This is a genomic window from Thalassolituus hydrocarboniclasticus, assembly GCF_025345565.1.
Taxonomy (GTDB): domain Bacteria; phylum Pseudomonadota; class Gammaproteobacteria; order Pseudomonadales; family Oceanobacteraceae; genus Venatoribacter; species Venatoribacter hydrocarboniclasticus.
Window position 1 is genome coordinate 3,393,874 of the sequence record NZ_CP054475.1, and the last position, 21,578, is coordinate 3,415,451.

Below are 21,578 nucleotides of genomic sequence, written 5' to 3' on the forward strand. Positions count from 1 at the left end.
CCGTTGCATTCCCACGCAGAGCGTAGGAACGAGAAAGAAAGAGTTTTTCTTAATGCTCAGAGCACCGCACCGTTATCAGGCGTTTTTCGCCCGTTGCGCAGCTTTTTTCGACTGCAGCTGTACAGCCTTGGTGAAAATCCACTGATAGGTGGCCGGCAGCATACGCACCAGCAGGTCAAACATACGGGCATCCGGGCCAATCAGAATACGGCGGCTGTTTTTGTGCACACCATTGAGAATGGTTTTGGCGGCCTTATCCGGCGTGGTAATAAACAGTTTTTCAAATTCTTTGGTGGCTTCTTCTTCAGACGTACCGGTTACCTGTGCACAGCTGGCATCCATACGCGCGGATTTGGCGATATTGGTTTTAATGCCGCCCGGGTGAACACAGCTGCAGCTGACCGGAGAGCGGGAGATTTCCAGATCCTGGCGCAGGGATTCGGTCAGGCCACGCACCGCAAACTTGCTGGCGTTATAACCGCTCATTAATGGCTGTGACGCCAGACCAAAGATACTGGAAGTGTTAATAATATGGCCTTCACCGGCGGCTTCCAGATGCGGCAGGAATGCCTTGGTACCATACAGCACGCCGTTGAAGTTAATGTCCATAATCCACTGATAATCTTCCAGACTCAGAGCACCCACGGTACCGGACAACGCCACACCGGCATTATTGAAAATCATATTTACTTTGCCATGTTCTTTGGCGGTTTTATCGGCCCATGCATAGACGGCTTCACGATCTGATACATCGAGAATATCGGTGGTTACTTTCACGCCATAGCCCTGCAGCATCTGTGCAGTTTCTTCCAGACCTTTGGCACTGACATCGCTTAACGCCAGATGACAACCCTGCTGCGCCAGATTAATCGCCAGCGCACGGCCAATGCCCGAGCCTGCCCCGGTAATCGCCGCTACTTTATTTTTGAAGTCTTTCATCTGAGTCTCCTGTGCCTGCCTGCTGCGGCAGTCTGCTGATGGCTGTTGCCACCGGCTGTTGTTATTTTGAGTGTTGTTTTAACTGCTCTTGCCCGCGCGACTGCGGATACACATGTCGCTGCGGTCGCCGTAGTGAGGCGCACAGTGTGTCAGAACTCCCCCGGATTTTCCGGGTTCAACTCAGCCAGATTCGGGCGGCAGAGCTGCAGGATATAGCCGCAATCTACCCCTGTTTACACCGCTAACCCCCGCTGCTGCACGCAGCTTCCGGCACTTACCAGCCCCAGAGTGCGGCTCAGAGGCCGGTACGACAGAAAAGCCCGCCACGAAGTTGTCATAATCCGCCGTTCCGGCCCCCTTCGCCATTGCTGAACACCGGGATCTGCGCGACAATAGCGCCCCTTTTTTAACCCGCTGAATCCGTTGCGGCGCATATCCGCTTAAGTAACGGCAGCAATACAGAATTCAGATTCAGGAGTCGTTACATGACATCTCGTACCGAACTGGCGAACGCCATCCGCGCACTGAGCATGGACGCCGTACAGAAAGCCAAATCCGGTCACCCGGGCGCCCCGATGGGCATGGCCGATATCGCCGAAGTACTGTGGAACGACTACCTCAAGCACAACCCGAACAACCCTGAGTGGGCCGATCGCGACCGTTTTATCCTGTCCAACGGCCACGGCTCCATGCTGATCTATTCCCTGCTGCACCTGAGCGGCTACGATCTGTCTATCGACGATCTGAAGAACTTCCGTCAGCTGCACTCCAAAACTCCGGGCCACCCGGAATACGGTTATGCACCGGGCATTGAAACCACCACCGGCCCACTGGGTCAGGGTATTGCCAACGGTGTGGGTATGGCGCTGGCCGAAAAAGTACTGGCCGCCCAGTTCAACCGTGACAAGCACAATGTGGTCGATCACCACACCTATGTTTTCATGGGTGACGGCTGCATGATGGAAGGTATCTCCCACGAAGCCTGCTCTCTGGCCGGTACTCTGGGTCTGGGCAAGCTGATCGCGTTCTACGATGACAACGGCATTTCCATCGATGGTGAAGTGGAAGGCTGGTTCACCGACGATACCGTTAAGCGTTTTGAGTCTTACGGCTGGCAGGTGATCCCACGCGTTAACGGCCACGATCCGGAAGAGATCAAACAAGCCATCGAAACCGCCCGCGCCAACACTGAGCAGCCAACCCTGATCTGCTGCAAAACCATCATTGGTTTCGGTTCACCGAATAAAGAAGGCAAAGAAGAATGCCACGGTGCCCCACTGGGTGACGACGAAATCGCCCTGACCCGCGAGCGTCTGGGCTGGAAACACGGCGCCTTCGAAATTCCGGAAAACGTTTACGCCGGCTGGAGCGCGAAAGAGAAAGGTCAGGCCGCGGAACAAAGCTGGGACGAAAAATTCGCCGCTTACGCCGCCGCTTACCCGGAACTGGCTGCTGAATTCAAACGCCGCGTAGCCGGTGATCTGCCTGCCGATTTCTCTGCTCAGGCACAGGCTTATATCGAAGAATGTCAGGCCAAAGGTGAAGAGGTTGCTTCGCGTAAAGCCTCACAAAACACCCTGAACGCCTTTGGCCCGCTGCTGCCTGAATTCCTCGGCGGTTCTGCTGACCTAGCCGGTTCCAACCTGACCCTGTGGAAAGGTTGTCAGGGCGTGAGCGAAACCGACGCTTCCGGTAACTACGTATTCTACGGCGTACGCGAATTCGCCATGAGCGCGATGATGAACGGTATCGCCCTGCACAAAGGTTTTGTACCTTACGGCGCCACCTTCCTGATGTTTATGGAATACGCCCGTAACGCCGTGCGTATGGCCGCGCTGATGAAGCAGCGCTCCATCTTCGTTTACACCCACGACTCCATCGGTCTGGGCGAAGACGGCCCGACGCACCAGCCGGTAGAACAGGTTGCCAACCTGCGTAACACCCCGAATCTGGAAACCTGGCGTCCATGTGACACCGTCGAAGCCGCCACCGCCTGGAAATCGGCAATTGAGCGTAAAGACGGCCCAAGCGCGCTGATCTTCTCCCGTCAGAACCTGCAGCATCAGCCACGTTCTGCCGAACAGGTTGCTGCCATTGCCCGTGGTGGTTACATCCTGAAAGATTGTGCCGGTACTCCGGACGCCATCATCATCGCCACCGGTTCTGAAGTGGAACTGGCGACTGCCGCTGCTGAACAGCTGGCCGGTAAGAACGTACGCGTTGTTTCCATGCCGTGTGCTGAAGTGTTCTGCAAGCAGGGCGCTGAGTACATCGAATCGGTACTGCCTGCGTCTGTGTCTGCCCGCGTTGCGGTAGAAGCACTGCACAAAGATTACTGGTACAAATTTGTGGGCCTGAACGGCAAGATCATCGGTATGGACACCTTTGGTGAATCTGCACCGGCGCCACTGCTGTTTAAAGAATTCGGTATTACCACCGAAGCGGTGGTTGAAGCCGTAAACAGCCTGCTGTAATCGGCGCGGCCGTTAAAGCTGCCGCCACACCATTGCCGGACTTTTGCATTATCAGGCAAAGCTCCGGCAATTTTATTTCCGGCTCTGAAAAATTGGTGAATTCCCGGTACTGCCATGCTGAAAAAACACCAGCTCGAACTGTTAAGTCCCGCCCGCGATGCGGCCATTGCCAAAGAAGCGATTCTGCACGGTGCCGATGCGGTGTATATCGGTGGCCCCGGCTTCGGCGCACGCCATAACGCCAGCAACTCGGTGGCTGATATTGCCAATCTGGTGGAATTTGCGCGTTTATTTCACGCCAAAGTATTCGTCACCCTGAACACCATTCTGCACGACGACGAAGTCGAACCTGCGCGCCAGCTGATTCACCAGCTGTACGACGCCGGAGTCGATGCGTTGATCGTGCAGGACATGGGCGTGCTGGAAATGGATATTCCGCCGATTGAACTGCACGCTTCCACTCAGTGCGATATCCGCCGGCTGGAAAAAGCACAGTTTTTATCACAGGCCGGCTTCTCGCAGATTGTTCTGGCACGGGAACTTAACCTCGCTCAGATTAAAGAAATTTCTGACAGCGTTGATGCCGCCGTAGAATTCTTTATTCATGGTGCGCTGTGCGTGGCATTTTCCGGTCAGTGCAATATTTCCCACGCCCAGACCGGACGCAGCGCCAACCGTGGTGACTGCTCACAGGCCTGCCGCCTGCCCTACACCTTAAAAGACGAAAACGGTGGCGTGGTTGCCTACGACAAGCACCTGTTGTCGATGAAAGATAATAATCAGAGCGCCAATCTGCGCGATCTGGTGGATGCCGGCGTCCGTTCCTTCAAAATTGAAGGTCGCTACAAAGACGTCAGCTACGTAAAAAACATCACTGCCCATTACCGTCAGCTGCTGGATAATATTCTTAATGATCGTCCGGATCTGGCGCGTGCTTCCAGCGGTTATACCGAACATTTCTTTGCCCCGAACCCGGATAAAACTTTCCACCGTGGCAGCACCGATTACTTCGTCAGCGAACGCAAAATTGATATCGGCGCTTTTGATTCGCCTAAATTCGTTGGCCTGCCGGTCGGTGAATTAATTGGTGTAGGCAAGAGCGAACTAACCGTACAGACCGATACCGAACTCACCAACGGCGATGGCCTTAACGTGCTGGTCAAACGTGAGGTGGTGGGCTTCCGCGCGAATAATGTCTACCCGATTGCGGATTTTGACCTGGAGAACGATCAGGGTGAAATGCAGCACGTCTGGCAATACCGCGTAGCACCAAACGAAATGCCGGAAGAATTAAAAAAACTGCGTTTACCGGCAAAGCTGAACCGTAATCTGGATCATAACTGGCAGCAGGCACTGCTGAAAAAATCCGCCGAGCGCCGCGTACTGGTGAACTGGGATATTCAGGCCACACAGGATGCTCTGAGTGCGACACTTACCAGTATTGAAAATGGCCGCGAAGAAGGCAGCAGCGTAACGCTGACATTAGAAGGTCCGTTCGAGCCTGCCAACAACGCTGAGAAAGCCCAGCAGCAACTGCAGGATACCTTTGGCAAACTGGGTAACACCATTTATCACGCCGACCGGATTCAGGTTAACGGCGATGCCTGGTTTATTCCCGGCTCGCAGTTAAAAAACCTGCGCCGCGATGCCATTGATGCACTGACCGCCGCCCGTATTGCCGCCCATCCGCGCGGACAGCGCAGGGCTGTCAGTGAACCTGCACCGGTGTATCCGGACAGCCAGCTGACCTTCCTCGACAACGTATATAACGAAAAAGCCCGTGCCTTTTATAAACGTTTTGGCGTTGAACTGATTGAACCGGCCTACGAAGCACATCAGGAAACCGGCGATGTGCCGGTCATGATCACCAAACATTGCCTGCGCTTTTCTTTTAACCTTTGCCCGAAACAGGCCAAAGGCGTTACCGGGGTGATTACCAAGGTCAAAGATATGCAGCTGGTTAACGGTGACGAGGTATTAACCCTGAAGTTCGACTGCAAACCCTGCGAGATGCATATCATTGGTAAGATGAAGAATCATATTCTCAGCAGCCCGCAACCCGGCAGTGTGGAAAGTGGAGTCGGTTTTTTTGATCCGGCGAGTCTGATTATCAGCAGCAGAGACTGATTCATAAAAAAACCGGCTATTAGCCCACTGCTGTCCCACAGTTTGGAGTGACATTGTGTCACCCCAAACCGCAGCATTCATCGACGACTGCTTTTCAATCTGAAACGCCTTTCCGGGGCAAGCCCCTGGCCCCCTGTAAGGAGAGGTATCTCCTTACGATCCTCTCTTTTCGGCGCGTCCGGCTTCATCCAGCCAACTGCAATGATTGTGCGGCACGCAAAACAATTCGCCCCGGAACGACACTTTAAAACACCAGCAATTTGTATCGTTCCGGGGCAGGGTTTTGCTCTGAAGGCCGCAGAATCATCTGGTTGTCTGGCGCCGCACTATCGCCGGTTTAACTAATCCGCTCAGCCGCATTTCAAAGGAAGCCGTGTTTGAGACATGAGACTTAAAAGAATACGTTTGATTTGAAAAGCGGAATCGCGGTGATGGTTTTCTGCGCCTCTGGGGTCGCCGCAGAAACCGATGATATTTCTGGTCTGTCCGCAGGGATGCGGACAAGCGGCTCCGGCCATGGATGGCCGATGAGGCGCGCGGCCAGTAAATATCAAGGGTTCAAGGGTAACGGCCCAGAAAGCGCGAAGCTGGGGTCGGCCCGCCGGCAAGGGGATAAGTTCCCCTGAGAGGCAACAGGCCTTGATGTTAAAACATGCTGTTTTTGTCAGCTATGGTGCTGATTAAAACCATGGGACAGCAGTGGCTATTAGCCGGTTTTTTTATGTTTAATATCGGTCAGAGGTTAGGCTTATAGTCAAAACCATCCTGCGCCTCAGCATCGGTAAAACTCTGTACCGGCTGCTTGTGGTTCAGTAAAGAGTTCACCAGTGAGCCGGGGAACATCTGAATCGCGTTATTAAACTCTTCAACATTACGGTTAAAGATGCGCAACGCGGCACCAATCTGCTCCTGCTGCTCCGATATTTCTGCCATCAGCTTCGTATACAGATCAGAAGCCTTCAGCTCCGGATAAGCTTCGACAGCCACTTTAAGCCCCTGCAACAGGCTGGCCGTATGCCTTTCAGCCTCAGCCAGCCTGACGGTATCAGGTGTGGCAGATGATTGTTTGCCAAGCTCGTCAATGCTGTTACGCAGACGGGTGACATCCGCCAGAACACTGCTTTCATGCAGCTTGTACTCTTCAACCAGCTTTTCTACATGAGGAATAGTCTTATTCTTCTGCCGCTCCTGAGTCAGAACCGAGGCCCAGGCACGGTCAACGGCATTAAACTTTCCAATAATGCCGTTATAGATAACAACTACAGCGACCAGCAAAATCACGGGTAACAGTAAAAAATATAAATCGCTCATAAAGCCTCCATCAAGGCGTACCGGACGCCCGGTTAAAGTTGAAAATTGTTGTCAGTCAGGCGCATCAGGTTGTGTATCTGAAGCAACAGGCTATTGAGCTTTTCAAGCTCATCGTGTTTAGCAATTTCGCTGGCAAATTCAACGGGACTTTCCAGATTATAAGTGCGCTTATGTTCCAGAATATCGTCATTGCTGAAAGCAAAACAAAGATCGCCACCGGCATTTATTTCCAGCACAGGACGTGAGTACTCAGCCGCCATAGCCAGCATTGCTTCAATCACAGCGGGTGATAAAAAACGCGCCGCTACAATCTCTTCATCAGCACAGACACTGAAGATCCGGTTAAATTCGTTTGAAGCCGTCGTGTACTTTTCTCCACTGAAAGAAGCACCACTGCCAGCGTTAAGACTCAGCCCTCTGGAAAACGGGAAGTGCAACAGCAGGCCATGGCGGTAATAACTGTCTCTGACTACCCGTGTGCGGCTGTTTCCCTTAGAGTCAGTGTAGGTTTCGGTACGGCGAACAACATAATGAAAACGATAGAGGCAGTAATCAAAACGGTGCAGCTTGCCCTCATAGCGTCCCTGATACAGATGCTGAATTTCGCGCAGATCATTGCCGCGAATAAATTCCTTAAATTGCTGACCCAGCTCCTTGGCTTTCTCTTTACCTTTAAAAGGCAAAGCTTTCAGGCCGTTATTAAACAGAATATCAAGCAGACTGATCCGTTCTGACAGCGGCCTGCGCCAATGCTTACGCTGATACAGACGCCAGCAGACAATGCCACCGGTAACCAGCAGCAGTAACGGCAACCCCACTTCAGAAGAGGCAAAGCCGCCACCGGAAACAAGCAGCGTCAGTATTTGCAACCCCTCCCAGTAAACCAGCCCCCAGAACGGCATCAGCACCACAACCAGAGTTATTCCGCCAGCGGCGGCCATGCGTTGCGCCGGCGTTTTAAAGTGTCTGGATAAAAAACCGGCTTTGCCTTTTTCTTCACGCCACAGCTGCCAGAAAACAACGATCGCTACCGGCAACCAATACTGGCTGTAGTACAGAACAACACTGAGAAAATAATCAAACTCATAGGGCAGACTCCGGCTGAAAACACTGTAGAGCGCCAGCCCGCCTAATCCCATAAACAGCAAGCCGATCACCTGCCAGGGCTTATCTTTGTAATCCAGAGGGCCCGGATGATGTTCCAGCGAGCGGATCGTTGCGACCAGATCATGCTGACTGGTCGCGGCTTCAATTTTTTCCTTCAGGCGGGTGATATTGGCACTCACCTGCTGGTTGTGCGTCATAAACGATCCTTAGCGATACTATATAGCCCTGTCATTTTATCATTATTGATAAACAATCAAGTAACAGAAAGTTATCGTTCATCAACGATTACCATGGAAATCAGCAACGCATTGTATAAACAACGAAGCCATATCTGCGGATATACACCAGATATGCAGAACAGCAGCTTCACCCTTCGGGGTGAAGATTCTGACCAGCCGGTCAGGTTCAATAGTCATCACCTACAAATAATTTCCGGGGATGACGATGGAACTGAACAGATTTTCATTGGCGATGTTAGCCACTTCTTCATTTTTATTAACCGCATGTGGTGGTGGCTCCTCCGGCGGCGGTGGCTCTGCTGATCTGGGTGGGGGGAACAATAGCGCTGGACAGGCTGCATGGACCGCACCAGCCGAGCTGGAAGATGGCTCTGTCACCGTCAGTCAGCTGATGGTCGGCGGCACTGCCAATAAGCCGATGATTGCCTATACCAAAGGCAGTTTCCTCAATATCCGTGAATTCGACGGCAGCAACTGGAGCACTGCCCATCAGCCCAGTTCGCACGACGGCACCAATGATGTCAGCTGGGCATTCAATGCCAATGGTAAAGCGGCACTGGTGCGGGAGAACAACGCTACAAATGCCACCACCGGTTTCACTGAGTGCCGACTGGACTACTATCGCTACAACGGTACCCAGTGGAGCGGACTATCCCGTGCACGCACTCTCAGTAATCCGGGTAATAACTACACCTGCCACAATGTCGAAGATCTTAAAATCGCCTTATCCGATGACGACAGCGTGGCACTGATCTGGAATCGCCGCGACTTAACGACGAACAAAGGGCGTGTTCAGGGCTGTGACAGCACCGATACCTGCGTTACCGATGCTGACGTGTCTCCTGCGACACTGGGCAACGACTACAAAGCTGTCGCTCTGGGTTTAGGCAATGGCGGTGAAGGCCATATTATCAAAATGGAAACCAGCAAATTTGCCACCAACAAGTCCGGGGTATTTGTCACCAGTTTCTCTGATGGCTACACAGGTTCGTCGGCGAATATCGGTGATTATCCGGGGCAATCCCGTTTAGCACGAGTTGCTGTCAACGATGCTAACCATGCTCTGGCACTGTTCAATAACTACAACACACTGCAGGCCCGCTTTGACAACGGCTCAGGCTTTGCACCCAGCGTTGAGCTGGATAACGACCTTGCCGGTGCAAACTACGATGCTACGTTAGAAGCTTATCTGAGCAAGGGTTCAGACTATGGTTTAAGCTTGTGGGTAAATAACGGGAACGTTTTAAAAACCAATATTTCCAATGCTGGCTCGTTCGCCAGCAGCGCTACAGAGCACCCGCAGAGTAATGATCAAATCCGATTTGCACAGGGTGCAATTAACGATAACGGCAAAGCAGTTATCGTCTGGTTTGGCTATGACTTTGATATGACAAGCGGAACCCCGGGCGACGGGACTTTATACTCCCGCTTCTACGACGGTAGTCAATGGCTGGATGTACAGACCATCGACAGCGGCATCGACGTAGCATCATTTATTTCTTTCAAAGGCGGTGTGGGCGTTTATCTGGATAATTCAGATGACGTTACCGTGGTTTATAACGCCTATAAAGCAACGCAACTGACAACCGAACCAAAAACGTTCTATACGCGCCGTGTTATTAATTAACTGACCCACAAGAGAAGTATTCAGAATACCTGTCTGCTCATCTTACCGATTTCAGAAAATCAGGGATGATGATTCTGAAACAGCCGCTGAAATCAGCGGCTTTTTTTATTTATAAAAATATTAAAGTCACCTTTCAGGGTGAAGATTCGGAGCATTAGCGCAGCGACAATACACCAGTAAAAAATCGAATAACGGAGTATTTATGCAAGTTTCAAAAAAACTACTGGTCGCCACTCTGACCTCCCTATTCATGATAACCGCCTGCGGTGGCGGGTCTTCTGGTAGCAGCTCATCTGCTGACAACTCAGGCAATGGCTCAGGAGACGGTTCCGGGTCGGGTGATAGCGGAAATGGAAGCGGTGGTAACAATACGATAACTGATAGCCAGATTACCGATCAGGGTTGGATTTCTGGCTTAGATAAAATGGTCGATATGGTCTGGCCATATGGCGACTCTCAGGTCGGTGCACCTGTCTACCTGATAAAGCAAAACACAAGCAGCAATACGTCAAAAATTCTGAAAGGAACTGCTGCAACGACGACCGAAAATGCAGAAGACTTTACTGAGTTAAAAAGTTTTACCGGAACCTATGTCGCTGCAATCGAGGCCTACCGATTCATCGATGCCAATGGTCAGCCTGACCGCCTGATTTACACTTGTGATAACAGTACGTCGCCGGCAGAAATCAGGATTTATAAAGAGTCTGATATGGCGGCAACACCAGCCTCATTGCCACTGAATACGTACTATCAGTTAAACAGCACGATCCATCGCAAAAAAATAAATATCTGTGAATCTCTGTCTATTGGTGGCGCATCTACCAGTACCTCAGGCTTCGAAGTCACCCTCTACGCTGGCGGAACCGGAACAGATTCCGCTGCAACTGTTAGCCAGTTCCATATCGCCAAAGCGGTACTCTCTTATAACATTAATGCTACTGGTGAGCTTAATACTGCTGTGAGTGGCGGTAGCCCTACCTTCATATACCAGCTAAGCACGTACAGCTATCACGTCAAAGCTATGCACGCTGTCAATGCCAATTCCGTAGTCGTTGCCTACACTGCGCCAGTTCCTGGTGAAAACCGTGTTCGTCTTATTCGCCAATGGGCCAGCCCACTGGATCTGATAATCAGTACTCAGAATAAATTCGACGGTACGACCAGCCTGTGGCAGGTCGCTGATATGCACGTTTGGACAAAATCAGCTAATGACACCCGGGTATACATGACCTCCCCGGGCGGAGGCACTTTCGCAATCAGCTTCGATCAGACAGCCTTAAGCAAAAATGGGGATCACACCTTCACAACCGGTGATGCCCAGCACTGTGGCGATGTTATTACTGGTTTCCGTTCCCCCACTGCCAGCCCGAAACTCTGGTGCCAGGACAGCACGGATAAGGCGGAGTTGCTGGAGTTCACAGCACCGGATCTTCCGGTTCTGTAAAGCGAATCACCAGCAATAAGGCAAATAAAAAGGCGATGATTTTATCGCCTTTTTATTTGATTGGTGCCTGGTGCGCAGCCAACGACAGTTCTATCGCGATTGCAGCCAGACAATCAACTGCGCCCGCTCGTCTTCAGTCATGGCAGTGATATTGGCCAGTGGCATATAGCCGGTTTGCAGTGCGCTGAGCATACGGTCTTTGTACTGCAGAAGTTGTGCTTCAGACTCGAGGATAATACCCGCCGGCGGGATTTTAAACATATCACTGGTTGGTGCAGCGGCATGGCATTCGGCACAACGCAGATGGGTAATATGCAACGCCTGGTCGGCATTAATGACGCTACCTACCGTTGCAACCGGTTTGGGCGCCATCCAGAAAGCCAGTACGACAGTAAGAATAAAGGCGCTGATTAAATAACCCGGTTTTACTCCGGCACCCTGGGTTTTTAAATTCAGGAAATGACGCACCAGACCGGTAATTACCGCAATCATCGCCAGTACCAGCCAGGCATATTCATGGCCATAGGTCATCGGATAATGATTACTGATCATGATAAAGACCAGCGGCAGGGTCAGGTAATTGTTATGGGTTGAGCGCAATTTGGCCAGCATGGCATAACGCGCATCCGGGGTTTCACCGGCGGTTACCGCACGTACCAGTTCACGCTGCGACGGCATAATGCCGAAGAAGACGTTACCGGCCATAATCGAGCCGATTAAAGCACCAACATGAATATAAGCTGCACGGTCAGCAAACAGCTGATCCGCCAGCCAGGCCATAAACACCAGAAATACAAACAGAACAGAAGCAAAGCCTTTATTGCTGTTGCGCAACGGGCTTTTAATCAGCAATTCATAAACCGCAAAACCCACGGCCAGAAACAGCAGACTGCTGCCGATAGCTTCCGCCGGTGAAAATGCCATTTTCGCCGGATCAATCAGATACTGCTGCGCACCCCAGTAATACATCACCGCCAGCAATGAGAAACCGGTCAGCCAGGTGGTATAGGCTTCCCACTTAAACCAGTGCAGATTGGCCGGCATTACCTGCGGCCCGAGTTTGTATTTTACCACTTCATAAAAACCACCACCGTGAATGGCGGATAACTGGCCTTTAATACCGCGCGCTTCATTTTCGTCGCTGGGTTTTTCCAGGCTCAGATCGAGCCAGACAAAATAAAAGGATGCGCCAATCCAGGCGATACCGGCCAGCACATGAAACCAGCGCAGAAACAGGTTCAGCCAGTCAAAGATATAGCCTTCCATTAACAGGCCTCCGGCTTGGTCCAGACGGAACGACCGGCGACGAAAGTTTCGCGTACGGCACGGTCATCACCGAGAATCATCAGGCTGAACAGGGTTTCGTCCAGGGTTTTACAGATTGACTGGCGACGCTTCATCAGATCGGTGCCGGCCAGATCCAGCACAACAAAATCGGCTTCTTTACCGCTTTCGAAGTTACCGATTTTATCGTCCACCGACAGCGCTTTAGCGTTACCCAGTGTCATCATATAAAAGGCGCGTTGCGGCGCCAGTTTACTGCCTTTTAACTGGCAGATTTTGTAGGCTTCATTCATGGTCTGCAGCATAGAGAAGCTAGTACCGCCACCAACATCAGTCGCTACGCTGACATCCACCGGAAATGGCTGATCATCCAACTGGAATAAACCACTGCCAAGAAACAGGTTCGACGTCGGGCAGAACGAAATTTTGCTGCCGGTTTCGCTCATGCGCTGATAATCTTCTGCGTCGAGATGAACACAGTGGGCAAATACGCTGCGCTCGCCGAGCAGGCCGTAATGATCGTACACATCCAGATAACTCTTACGCTCCGGGAACAGCTCTTTTACAAAGGCAATTTCATCCAGATTTTCCGCCAGGTGGGTCTGCATATAAACGCCCGGATTATCGGCCAGCAGCTGTCCCGCCGCCGCCAGTTGTTCCGGGGTCGAGGTAATAGCAAAACGCGGGGTAATGGCGTACAGCTGACGACCATTATTGTGCCAGCGGTCAATCAGCTCCTGAGTATCAGCGACCGAACTTTCCACCGTATCGCACAACGCTTCCGGTGCATGGCGATTCATCATCACTTTGCCACAGATCATGCGCGTATTCAGACGCTGACTGATTTCGAAAAAGGCATCCACCGCACTTTTATGCACAGTACCGAATACCAGAGCTGTGGTCGTACCGTTTTTCAGTAATTCCTGCAGGAAAAACTCCGCTGCATTATTGGCGACGTCGGCGTTGGCAAAATTCACTTCCGTCGGGAAGGTATAATTATTCAGCCAGTCGAGCAGTTGCTCGCCGTAGGAAGCAATCACGTCCACTTGCGGATAATGAATGTGGGTGTCGATAAAGCCCGGCATAATCAGGGCATTATCGTACTGAGTCACGCTGAGGCCCGGATACTGAGCCAGCATGGTGGCTGCATCGCCACAACCAACCACTGTGCCGGCATCGGTGTCGGTGATCAGCAGACCATCGGCAAAATACTGGGGAGTCTGTTCGTCGAGGAAGTGCAGAACGCGTCCCCGGTAGCCCTGATAATTCATGTTCTTTCTCACAAGTTTATTCGGATATTCCAATCATCCGGAAAGAAAAACTCTTCCAGATTATTGCCCGGACCAACGCGGTCGACGATCCAGAAATCACACACACGGTTTAATGCCAGCAACGGATGATGCCAGCAATTGGCTTTGTAATTCACGCCTTCCTCGCCACTGGCGAGGAACAGCTTAAAGCTGGACGGGTCCGGCACCTCATCGCCATTAACAATATGACTGAGGCATACCAGCACCAGATAGGGTTCATCCGACGACGGCAGAAATGCCTGACTGCCCAGTGGATGGCGCTCCATCATGCCGATACTCATCGGCAGGGTTCGCGGCTGGGCACGGAAAATACTGATAATACCCTGCCCGCTTTGTGGCTCCGCCCCAACCGTAACCTGCGCCAGATTATGGTAACGCTCGGTGGTGCCGTTATTAATCATAATCGGTTTACCGCGCACGCTGACCAGCTCACCGAAGGGTGCAAAACTTTCGGCGGTTAAAGGCTCAGGTTGCAGAATTAATTCCATCACTGAATTCCTCAGGAGCCACGGTAAGTCGAGAAACCATTGGCCGACAGCAACAGTGGCACGTGGTAGTGCTCAGTCGGCGTATCAATTTCAAACAGGATATCGACCTGCGGATACAAAGTGCTCAACCCCTGCGCGGCGTAATATGCCCCGGTCGCGAATTCCAGTTTGTACAGTCCGGACTCACGCTCACGGGTGCCCAGCCAGTCAATAATGCGGCCGTCATCGTTGGTCGCGGCACTGGCCATGCTTTGCCATTGCGGGTCGGCGACAGAGCCGGTTGCCGATTTAAATAAACGCACCCCGACTCCAACCGCCGGACGGCCACGCTGAGTATCTAAGATATGCGTGGTAATTACACTTTTCTGCATAATCCGCTCCTCACTGTACCAGACCAAGAATTTTTTTAATGCGCAGATCGGTAATCATCATCTGATTCTCGGCGGCATTATGGATTTCCTGCTCACGGCTGTTCGGCAATCGCTGCTCCAGCAGTGCCAGCATCTGCTCCGCACTTTTTCCGGTAGCAAATACGATAAAAATAAAACCAAACTTTTCTTCATAGGCACTGTTACCAGCCGCCAGTGCCTGCAGTACATCTTCCGCAGCACCTGTCGCACCACTTTGTTCGTGTGAAGCAATGGCTTTAGTGTTGGCATATTTGGCGCGCAATGAGTTTACATCACCGATTTTCGGGTGAGCGGTAAAGGCCTGAAGAAAATCCGGTTCTTCCATCGTCCACCAGAATTCATCCGCCTTCTGCAGCAACTCATCCACCGACGCATAGGGGCGCGCGGCCACCACTTTTGCCACCCAGCGTTCCGCCGCACAGCAGCTGGTGAAGGCGGCGGTGGCCTCCGCCACCGTCAGGTTATTCAGTTCATCGAGTGTCATTGGGTATCCTTCAGGAATCCACTGTTTATCTGTGTTCAAAAAACCGACTATTTATCTGTGTTCAAAAAACCGAACACGCGTAAACGGCTGATACCGCCATCCGGGTACATATTCAGCTTGATATGAGTAAAGGTCTGCTCGCCACTGATCACTTCATCTTTGTAGAAATGTTCGGCATCGGCGGTCAGTTTCTGACGTTCTATCACCGGCACCCACTCAGATGTTTCCTGCGGATGCTCACCTTCCGGCATGGTAATGCCCAGCAGTGAGAAACCATCCGGATAGTTACCTTTAAAGTGCGCGGTATCAACCAGCACTTTTTTAATGCTGCCGGTTCCGGCCAGCTTAATAATAATCCAGTCACATTCACGGCCACCACGGCGACGCTTGGTTTCCCAGCCATCGCCCATATTGACGCCACGGTCGGGCATGATCAGGTTACTCATCGAGCTGAAAAACATATCGCTGCATTCCACCGGACGCGCGCCGTTTTTCACAAAAGCCAGATCCACAGGCTCACCCGGCAGGAACCAGTCAGTATCCATCACCGCTTCACCGTACACACGCAGGCGGGCAATACCACCATCAGGGAAACTGTTGATGCGTAAATGAGTCCATACGCCAGTGGAGTCACAATCAATAAAATTATTGCTGTCCGGATTTACGTCCTGCTGCGGCACGATCATGGTCCACTCAGTACTGTTATCCGGTTCTGCTTTGCTGTTACAGGCCTCAATGGATACCTGCTTCGGCGCGTTACCAGCAAAATGCGTGGTGCACACGTTAAAGCCCTTGATACGCCCCTGAGTACCCAGTTTCAGGATGGCCCAGTCATAACCGGCAACACGTTTACGGCGGGTTTCCCAGCCATCCATCCATTTACCGCGGTCGGTGAATTTACCTTCAATAAACACCGGGGCTTCCGGCTTGATCAGATTTTCCATCTCAGCAAAGAAATCATCACTGCAGCTCAGCACCTGACCGCCCAGACGACGGTTTGCCAGATCAATCCACTCACTGTAAGGATGCACTTCGTTTTTCATATTCTTCTCAACATAATCAGACGGATAATTCTGACGATGATCGGATCGTCAGGCTATTAGGGCCTGTCGACACTAATTAAACAGGCCTGTTATTGGCTAAAAATATCTCAAACAAGGCGCTGAGAGTGTGGCCTAACGGGTTAAGCGAACGAACAGCAACGCAGGATGAGGGATTTTTAGCCATAACCCTTCGGGCTGAGGCCAGTTTTCCTCATTAACTTCGTCGTTCATCATTCATTTAGCCCGCTAATATCACTCCTCTCTCCTTGTTCTGAGAAAAACTAGCTCTCAGCAGGACCTATTCAATTAGTGTCGACAGGCCCTAAGGATGACTTACAGGCTGATGTCTGATGACGCCACTGCGTCATCGCTCAGCCCTTCCTGCAATTGTTTCCAGCTCAGGCCTTTGCGCCGCGCTTTGTCTTCTGTATCTGCCGCAGCCACTGAGGTTTTCCGTGCCAGCAGCTGGGCGACGACTGATACCGCCACCTCCATCGGTAATTTCCCACCGATTTGTGGCAGGCCAATGGGCATGGTCAGCTGCCCCAGCTGCTCAGCACTGAATCCGGCATGTTGCAAACGCAGGGCAAAACGTTCGGTTTTGGTTTGCGAGCCAATGCAGCCAATAAAGTGAAAATCTGTACGCGCCAGTGCCGCCTGTAATAATTCAAAATCCAGCTGATGATTATGGGTCAGAATCACCAGCTCACTGCCCGCCGGCAGCTGCGCGATAATATCAACAGGCTCAGCCAGGCAAATACAATCAATATTGGCTGTCAGTGTGTCTGCCGGCGGAAATTGTTCCGCGCGGTTATCCACCCAGATAACCGGTTGCTCCAGTCCGCCCAGAATATTCATCAGGGCTTTGGCCACATGACCGGCACCAAATACCACCAGTGGCGCACTCTGCAACTGAAATAATTCCAGCAATACGCTGACACTGCCGCCACAACACTGCCCGGCTTTGGCTGCCAGAGGAATTTTTTCCATTTTCTGCAAAGCAAGCGGGCCTGTTTTACTGGGCTGTGTACTGACTTTTCCTGCAGTTTCAGCCAACCATGTCCGCGCTTTCTGAATTAACTGAAATTCAAGCTGGCCACCACCCAGGGTATCAAACTGATCCTGAGCGGTGATGACCATCTTGCTGCCGGGGTCGCGTGGTACAGAGCCGGCACTACCCATTACCGTGGCAATCACATAAGACTCGCTGCGTTGCTGGCAGCGGGCAATCGCATCGTACCAGCGCAAAAATTTCATGCTTTGCTCTCCTGCAGGCAGTACATCACAGCATTTAATACCCGCTCAGGAGTTGCCGGGGTATCCAGCGGCGGACTGATTTTATAATCCGCCACACTGGCAACCGCATCACGCAGAGCACACCAGACGGCAATACCGTGCATAAATGGCGGCTCGCCAACAGCTTTGGAGTTATAAATAGTATCTTCAGCGTTCGCGCGGTCAAACAGCTGTACATTAAAGTGTTCCGGCATATCAACCGAGGTTGGAATTTTATAGGTCGCAGCGGAGTTGGACTGCAGACGGCCTTTATCATCCCATAATAATTCTTCGGTGGTTAACCAGCCCATTCCCTGAATAAAAGCCCCTTCAATCTGGCCGATATCAATCGCCGGATTCAGCGAGCGGCCAGCGTCGTGCAGAATATCAGCACGCAGCACTTTATATTCACCGGTCAGGGTATCAATTTCGACTTCGGCACAGCAGGCACCAAAGGCAAAATAAAAGAACGGCCGACCACTGGCGGTATCGCGATTGTAATGAATCTTCGGTGTGGCGTAATAACCGGTGGTCGATAGCGATACCCGGTTTTGATAAGCCAGGGTGACGAAATCAGCAAAGGAAATCCATTGCGCGCTGTTCTCATCGGCACCGATCACCACATGATTATTAATAAAGCGTACGTCACTGGCATTCACCTGATAATGCTGTTGCGCAAACTGCACCAGCCGCGACTTAAGAATCTGGCAGGCATTCTGTGCCGCTTTACCATTTAAATCCGAGCCGGACGATGCCGCTGTTGGCGAGGTGTTCGGAACTTTATCGGTTGCCGTGGCACTGGCCTGAATCATATCGATATCGAGATCGAATTCATGGGCGACTACCTGGGCCACTTTGGTAAATAACCCCTGCCCCATTTCGGTACCACCGTGATTCAGATGAATTGAACCATCGGTATAGATATGCACCAGCGCACCGGCCTGATTTAAAAACTGAATGGTGAATGAAATACCAAAGCGGATTGGTGTTAATGCCAGCCCGCGTTTTTTCCAGCGGTTAGCGCGGTTAAATTCGCTAATGGCGGCACGACGGCCACGATAATCGCTATCCTGCTCCAGCTGTTCAACCAGTTCAGGTAAAAAGAAATCCTCAACCGGCTGACCGTAATGGGTACTGCCGCCGTCGCGGTAAAAGTTGGCTTTACGCACATCCAGCGGATCTTTACCCACTTTGCGGGCAATATCATCCAGCATGGCTTCGGCAAAGATCATTCCCTGCGGCCCGCCAAAACCACGGTAAGCGGTATTTGATACGGTATTGGTTTTACAGCGGTGACCGATTACACGGGCGTTATTCAGATCGTAGGCGTTATCCACATGGAACATCGCGCGGTCCACAATGGCATCGGATAAGTCCGGTGAGTATCCGCAAAAACCAGCCAGTTCAATATCAGCACCGAGAATTTTTCCATTTTCATCAATGCCCAGCTGATAACGGTTATAAAAATCGTGGCGTTTACCGGTCAGCACCATATCGTCCTGGCGGTCGAGACGCATTTTTACCGGACGATTCTGACGCCGGGCAAAAACCGAAGCGATACAGCCCCACTGTGCCGCCTGAGTTTCTTTTCCACCAAAACCACCGCCCATGCGCCGCACTTCCACCTGCACATGGTTGATTGGCAGATCCAGCACTTCAGCAACCAGCTTCTGCACTTCCGTCGGATGCTGGCTGGAGCAATAGAGTTTAATACCGCCGTCTTCGGCTGGCAGGGCGTAGCTGATCTGCCCTTCCAGATAAAAATGCTCCTGCCCTTTTACATACAGCTCACCGCTCATCTGTATCGGTGCTGCCGCAATAGCCGACGCAGCATCACCTTTCTGCATACTGTGTGCAGGACGTACAAAAGCATTCTGCTGTAACGCATCTTTAATGGTTAACAACGCCGGCTGTTCTTCGTAGCTGACTTCAGCCAGCAAGGTGGCGCGCTTGGCCTGTTCAAAGCTTTCTGCCAGCACGGCAAATAATGCCTGGCCATGAAATTCCACCACGCCATCGGCAAATATCGGGTCGCCTTTAAAGACCGGGCCAATATCTTTTTCACCAGGAATATCATCCAGTGTAATGACATCGACCACACCCGGCGCATTACGCACGGCGGTTAAATCGAGCGACAGGATTTTGCCATGAGCGATGGTACTTTTTCCGACGGCAGCAAATAAGGTTCCGGCCAGCTCCGGCATATCATCAATATAGGTTGCCGTACCCAGTACGTGTTTTTCGGCGCTTTCATGCGCCAGCTTACTGCCGCTTTTACCTTTGGCCGGACGCTGGCGACGTGCTTCCCAGGGCGTTACTTTTGAAGAAACGTGGCTCATGCTGCATCTCCTGTCTGCCCGGCGGTTAATTCCAGATAGCTTTTCAGCAACAGGTTACGCGTAACCTGCAGGCGATATTCTTTGCTGGCGCGAACATCCGACAGCGGCTGATAATCCTGGCCGATGAAGTTCGCAGCCTGTAAAAACGTATTTTCAGAAAACGGCTGGCCAACTAATGCCTGTTCGGTTTTCTGTGCCCGTAATGGCGTGGCCGCAACACCACCGCAGGCCAGACGCGCTTTTTGAATAATGCCGTTCTGTACATCCAGATACAGGGCAAACATCACGGCAGAAATATCATCGTCGTAACGTTTGCTGATTTTATGCAGCGTCAGTGATTCACTGCTCTGCAATTTATTAATGCGTATGGCGCGTAAATATTCACCGGGCTGCAGCATGGTCTGCTTATAACCCAGATAAAAATCATCAATGGCAACCTCACGGCGGCCATGGTTTCCGTCAATTTCCAGCGTCGCATTTAACGCCAAAAAAGCGGGGGGCGTATCGCCAATCGGTGAAGCATTGGCAATATTGCCCCCCAAAGTGCCCATATTGCGGATCTGGCGTGAGCCGATCCGGTGCAACAGTTGAGCAAACGAAGGAAAAAGATCAGCCAGCTCATGCTCAGCCTGACTGTAGGTAACACCGGCGCCCAACCATAACTGCTTATCCAGCATCTGAGTCCGGGCAAGCGTGCTGATACGGTTAAGGCAAATAATGGTGTCGAATTGTTTAAAGCGCTGGGTAATTTCCAGCCCCACATCGGTACCGCCGGCCCACAGGCAGGCATCCGGGTAGTCGCGCAGTAACGCTTTCAGTTGCTCTTCGGTTAATGGCATAAATAAACGGCGGCCATCAATATCCTGCAACGCCGCCGGTGACCCCTCGACGGGCTTTTCACCTTGTGGATTAAAAACCTGCACTCCGCTGCGGGATGACACAGCGGTTAAATCACAGGCAGGAAAGTCAGCCATTTTGTGTGCTGCTTCAATAATTGGCCGGTAACCGGTGCAACGGCATAAATTTCCGGATAATGCAGCATGAATCTGCTCATCACTTAATGCACTCTGCTGTGCATACTGCCCGGTCTGCTGATACAGATTGGCCAGCGACATAACAAAACCCGGTGTACAGAAACCACACTGTGAACCGTGACAATCTACCAGAGCCTGCTGTGCGGGATGCAACTGCCCAGCCCGGCCAATGCCCGAGGGGGTTAATAAATAGCGCTCATGCACATTCGCCATTAATGCAATACAGGCGTTCAGTGTGCGGTACTCAATACCACGCTCTGTCATCTCGCCAAGCATCAGCGTACAGGCACCACAATCGCCTGCCGCACACCCTTCTTTAACATCCGGCTGCATCATCGTGGTGCGCAGGTATTTCAGAATGGTACAATTCGGATCAATTTTATTGTCTTCAATCCAGCGACCGTTTAGGTTAAATCGAATCACGCTTACACCTGTTTTCTGCCAGACAGCTCTGTTTATCCGTGCGTTGTGCACACATTAGTGGCGACATCGCCCGACAGCGCTGTATTTCAGTAAAGAATACTGTCCGGGGAGTGCTTTGCAATTTCCTGACCAACTGGTCAAGCATATAACAAAACCGGTTGAAATGTGCAGTAGCTGCATGTGGCAAGCTAATTGCTAACAGTTTGTCCAAGTGGTCAGC

16 protein-coding genes are annotated in these 21,578 nt (G+C 51.7%); 4 read left to right on the plus strand and 12 right to left on the minus strand.

Annotated features, from left to right (window positions below; all coding sequences use genetic code 11):
• Positions 1-75: 75 nt before the first annotated feature.
• The gene (locus HUF19_RS15190; RefSeq protein WP_260997405.1) at positions 76-939 is read right to left on the minus strand and encodes an SDR family NAD(P)-dependent oxidoreductase; all 864 of its coding nucleotides are present in this window, start codon (positions 937-939) and stop codon (positions 76-78) included.
• Positions 940-1,424: 485 nt separating this feature from the next.
• Here HUF19_RS15190 and tkt point away from each other — a divergent pair, with 485 nt between their 5' ends.
• Together tkt and HUF19_RS15200 are read left to right on the plus strand one after the other, a co-directional pair.
• Positions 1,425-3,413: a transketolase gene (gene tkt, locus HUF19_RS15195; protein WP_260997406.1), complete on the plus strand. Its 1,989-nt coding sequence runs from the start codon at positions 1,425-1,427 to the stop codon at positions 3,411-3,413.
• Between the two features lie 114 nt (positions 3,414-3,527).
• The gene (locus tag HUF19_RS15200) at positions 3,528-5,540 is read left to right on the plus strand and encodes a peptidase U32 family protein (protein ID WP_260997407.1); all 2,013 of its coding nucleotides are present in this window, start codon (positions 3,528-3,530) and stop codon (positions 5,538-5,540) included.
• A gap of 735 nt (positions 5,541-6,275) precedes the next feature.
• Here the strand turns inward: HUF19_RS15200 and HUF19_RS15205 are convergent.
• Complete coding sequence (locus tag HUF19_RS15205; protein WP_260997408.1) at positions 6,276-6,851, minus strand: LemA family protein; 576 nt, start codon at positions 6,849-6,851, stop codon at positions 6,276-6,278.
• A 32-nt stretch (positions 6,852-6,883) separates the two neighbouring features.
• On the minus strand, positions 6,884-8,155 hold the full coding sequence (locus HUF19_RS15210) for a DUF3137 domain-containing protein (RefSeq protein WP_260997409.1): 1,272 nt from the start codon (positions 8,153-8,155) through the stop codon (positions 6,884-6,886).
• 247 nt (positions 8,156-8,402) lie between these two features.
• Between HUF19_RS15210 and HUF19_RS15215 the strand changes: the two genes are divergently transcribed.
• Positions 8,403-9,824 (plus strand): hypothetical protein, encoded by a 1,422-nt coding sequence (locus HUF19_RS15215; RefSeq protein ID WP_260997410.1) that lies wholly within the window; start codon positions 8,403-8,405, stop codon positions 9,822-9,824.
• Between the two features lie 202 nt (positions 9,825-10,026).
• Positions 10,027-11,268 carry a hypothetical protein gene (locus tag HUF19_RS15220; protein WP_260997411.1) on the plus strand — a complete coding sequence of 414 codons (1,242 nt, stop codon included), beginning with the start codon at positions 10,027-10,029 and terminating at the stop codon, positions 11,266-11,268.
• Between the two features lie 90 nt (positions 11,269-11,358).
• Here the strand turns inward: HUF19_RS15220 and HUF19_RS15225 are convergent, their stop codons facing one another.
• From HUF19_RS15225 to xdhA, 9 genes are all read right to left on the minus strand, one after another.
• Complete coding sequence (locus HUF19_RS15225; RefSeq protein WP_260997412.1) at positions 11,359-12,534, minus strand: urate hydroxylase PuuD; 1,176 nt, start codon at positions 12,532-12,534, stop codon at positions 11,359-11,361.
• The gene (gene guaD / locus HUF19_RS15230; RefSeq protein ID WP_260997413.1) at positions 12,534-13,835 is read right to left on the minus strand and encodes a guanine deaminase; all 1,302 of its coding nucleotides are present in this window, start codon (positions 13,833-13,835) and stop codon (positions 12,534-12,536) included. Before guaD ends, HUF19_RS15225 begins: the two co-directional genes overlap by 1 nt.
• Positions 13,832-14,350 (minus strand): ureidoglycolate lyase, encoded by a 519-nt coding sequence (locus HUF19_RS15235; protein ID WP_260997414.1) that lies wholly within the window; start codon positions 14,348-14,350, stop codon positions 13,832-13,834. The genes guaD and HUF19_RS15235 overlap by 4 nt, the downstream gene beginning before the upstream one ends.
• An 11-nt stretch (positions 14,351-14,361) precedes the next feature.
• Positions 14,362-14,721 (minus strand): hydroxyisourate hydrolase, encoded by a 360-nt coding sequence (uraH, locus tag HUF19_RS15240; RefSeq protein WP_260997415.1) that lies wholly within the window; start codon positions 14,719-14,721, stop codon positions 14,362-14,364.
• Between the two features lie 10 nt (positions 14,722-14,731).
• Positions 14,732-15,244: a 2-oxo-4-hydroxy-4-carboxy-5-ureidoimidazoline decarboxylase gene (gene uraD / locus HUF19_RS15245; protein ID WP_260997416.1), complete on the minus strand. Its 513-nt coding sequence runs from the start codon at positions 15,242-15,244 to the stop codon at positions 14,732-14,734.
• Between the two features lie 47 nt (positions 15,245-15,291).
• The gene (gene alc, locus HUF19_RS15250) at positions 15,292-16,287 is read right to left on the minus strand and encodes an allantoicase (RefSeq protein WP_260997417.1); all 996 of its coding nucleotides are present in this window, start codon (positions 16,285-16,287) and stop codon (positions 15,292-15,294) included.
• Between the two features lie 333 nt (positions 16,288-16,620).
• Positions 16,621-17,544, minus strand: coding sequence for a xanthine dehydrogenase accessory protein XdhC (gene xdhC, locus HUF19_RS15255; RefSeq protein ID WP_260997418.1), 924 nt, complete (start codon positions 17,542-17,544; stop codon positions 16,621-16,623).
• Complete coding sequence (gene xdhB / locus HUF19_RS15260) at positions 17,541-19,901, minus strand: xanthine dehydrogenase molybdopterin binding subunit (protein ID WP_260997419.1); 2,361 nt, start codon at positions 19,899-19,901, stop codon at positions 17,541-17,543. The genes xdhC and xdhB overlap by 4 nt, the downstream gene beginning before the upstream one ends.
• Positions 19,898-21,358, minus strand: coding sequence for a xanthine dehydrogenase small subunit (gene xdhA, locus HUF19_RS15265; protein ID WP_260997420.1), 1,461 nt, complete (start codon positions 21,356-21,358; stop codon positions 19,898-19,900). The genes xdhB and xdhA overlap by 4 nt, the downstream gene beginning before the upstream one ends.
• Positions 21,359-21,578: the final 220 nt, after the last annotated feature.

What these genes read in the sequence shown, in the direction of transcription:
- HUF19_RS15190 (WP_260997405.1), bottom strand. Translation starts at nt 939, where the DNA reads ATGAAAGACTTCAAAAATAAAGTAGCGGCGATTACCGGGGCAGGCTCG.
- tkt (WP_260997406.1), top strand. Translation starts at nt 1,425, where the DNA reads ATGACATCTCGTACCGAACTGGCGAACGCCATCCGCGCACTGAGCATG.
- HUF19_RS15200 (WP_260997407.1), top strand. Translation starts at nt 3,528, where the DNA reads ATGCTGAAAAAACACCAGCTCGAACTGTTAAGTCCCGCCCGCGATGCG.
- HUF19_RS15205 (WP_260997408.1), bottom strand. Translation starts at nt 6,851, where the DNA reads ATGAGCGATTTATATTTTTTACTGTTACCCGTGATTTTGCTGGTCGCT.
- HUF19_RS15210 (WP_260997409.1), bottom strand. Translation starts at nt 8,155, where the DNA reads ATGACGCACAACCAGCAGGTGAGTGCCAATATCACCCGCCTGAAGGAA.
- HUF19_RS15215 (WP_260997410.1), top strand. Translation starts at nt 8,403, where the DNA reads ATGGAACTGAACAGATTTTCATTGGCGATGTTAGCCACTTCTTCATTT.
- HUF19_RS15220 (WP_260997411.1), top strand. Translation starts at nt 10,027, where the DNA reads ATGCAAGTTTCAAAAAAACTACTGGTCGCCACTCTGACCTCCCTATTC.
- HUF19_RS15225 (WP_260997412.1), bottom strand. Translation starts at nt 12,534, where the DNA reads ATGGAAGGCTATATCTTTGACTGGCTGAACCTGTTTCTGCGCTGGTTT.
- HUF19_RS15235 (WP_260997414.1), bottom strand. Translation starts at nt 14,350, where the DNA reads ATGGAATTAATTCTGCAACCTGAGCCTTTAACCGCCGAAAGTTTTGCA.
- uraH (WP_260997415.1), bottom strand. Translation starts at nt 14,721, where the DNA reads ATGCAGAAAAGTGTAATTACCACGCATATCTTAGATACTCAGCGTGGC.
- uraD (WP_260997416.1), bottom strand. Translation starts at nt 15,244, where the DNA reads ATGACACTCGATGAACTGAATAACCTGACGGTGGCGGAGGCCACCGCC.
- alc (WP_260997417.1), bottom strand. Translation starts at nt 16,287, where the DNA reads ATGAAAAACGAAGTGCATCCTTACAGTGAGTGGATTGATCTGGCAAAC.
- xdhC (WP_260997418.1), bottom strand. Translation starts at nt 17,544, where the DNA reads ATGAAATTTTTGCGCTGGTACGATGCGATTGCCCGCTGCCAGCAACGC.
- xdhB (WP_260997419.1), bottom strand. Translation starts at nt 19,901, where the DNA reads ATGAGCCACGTTTCTTCAAAAGTAACGCCCTGGGAAGCACGTCGCCAG.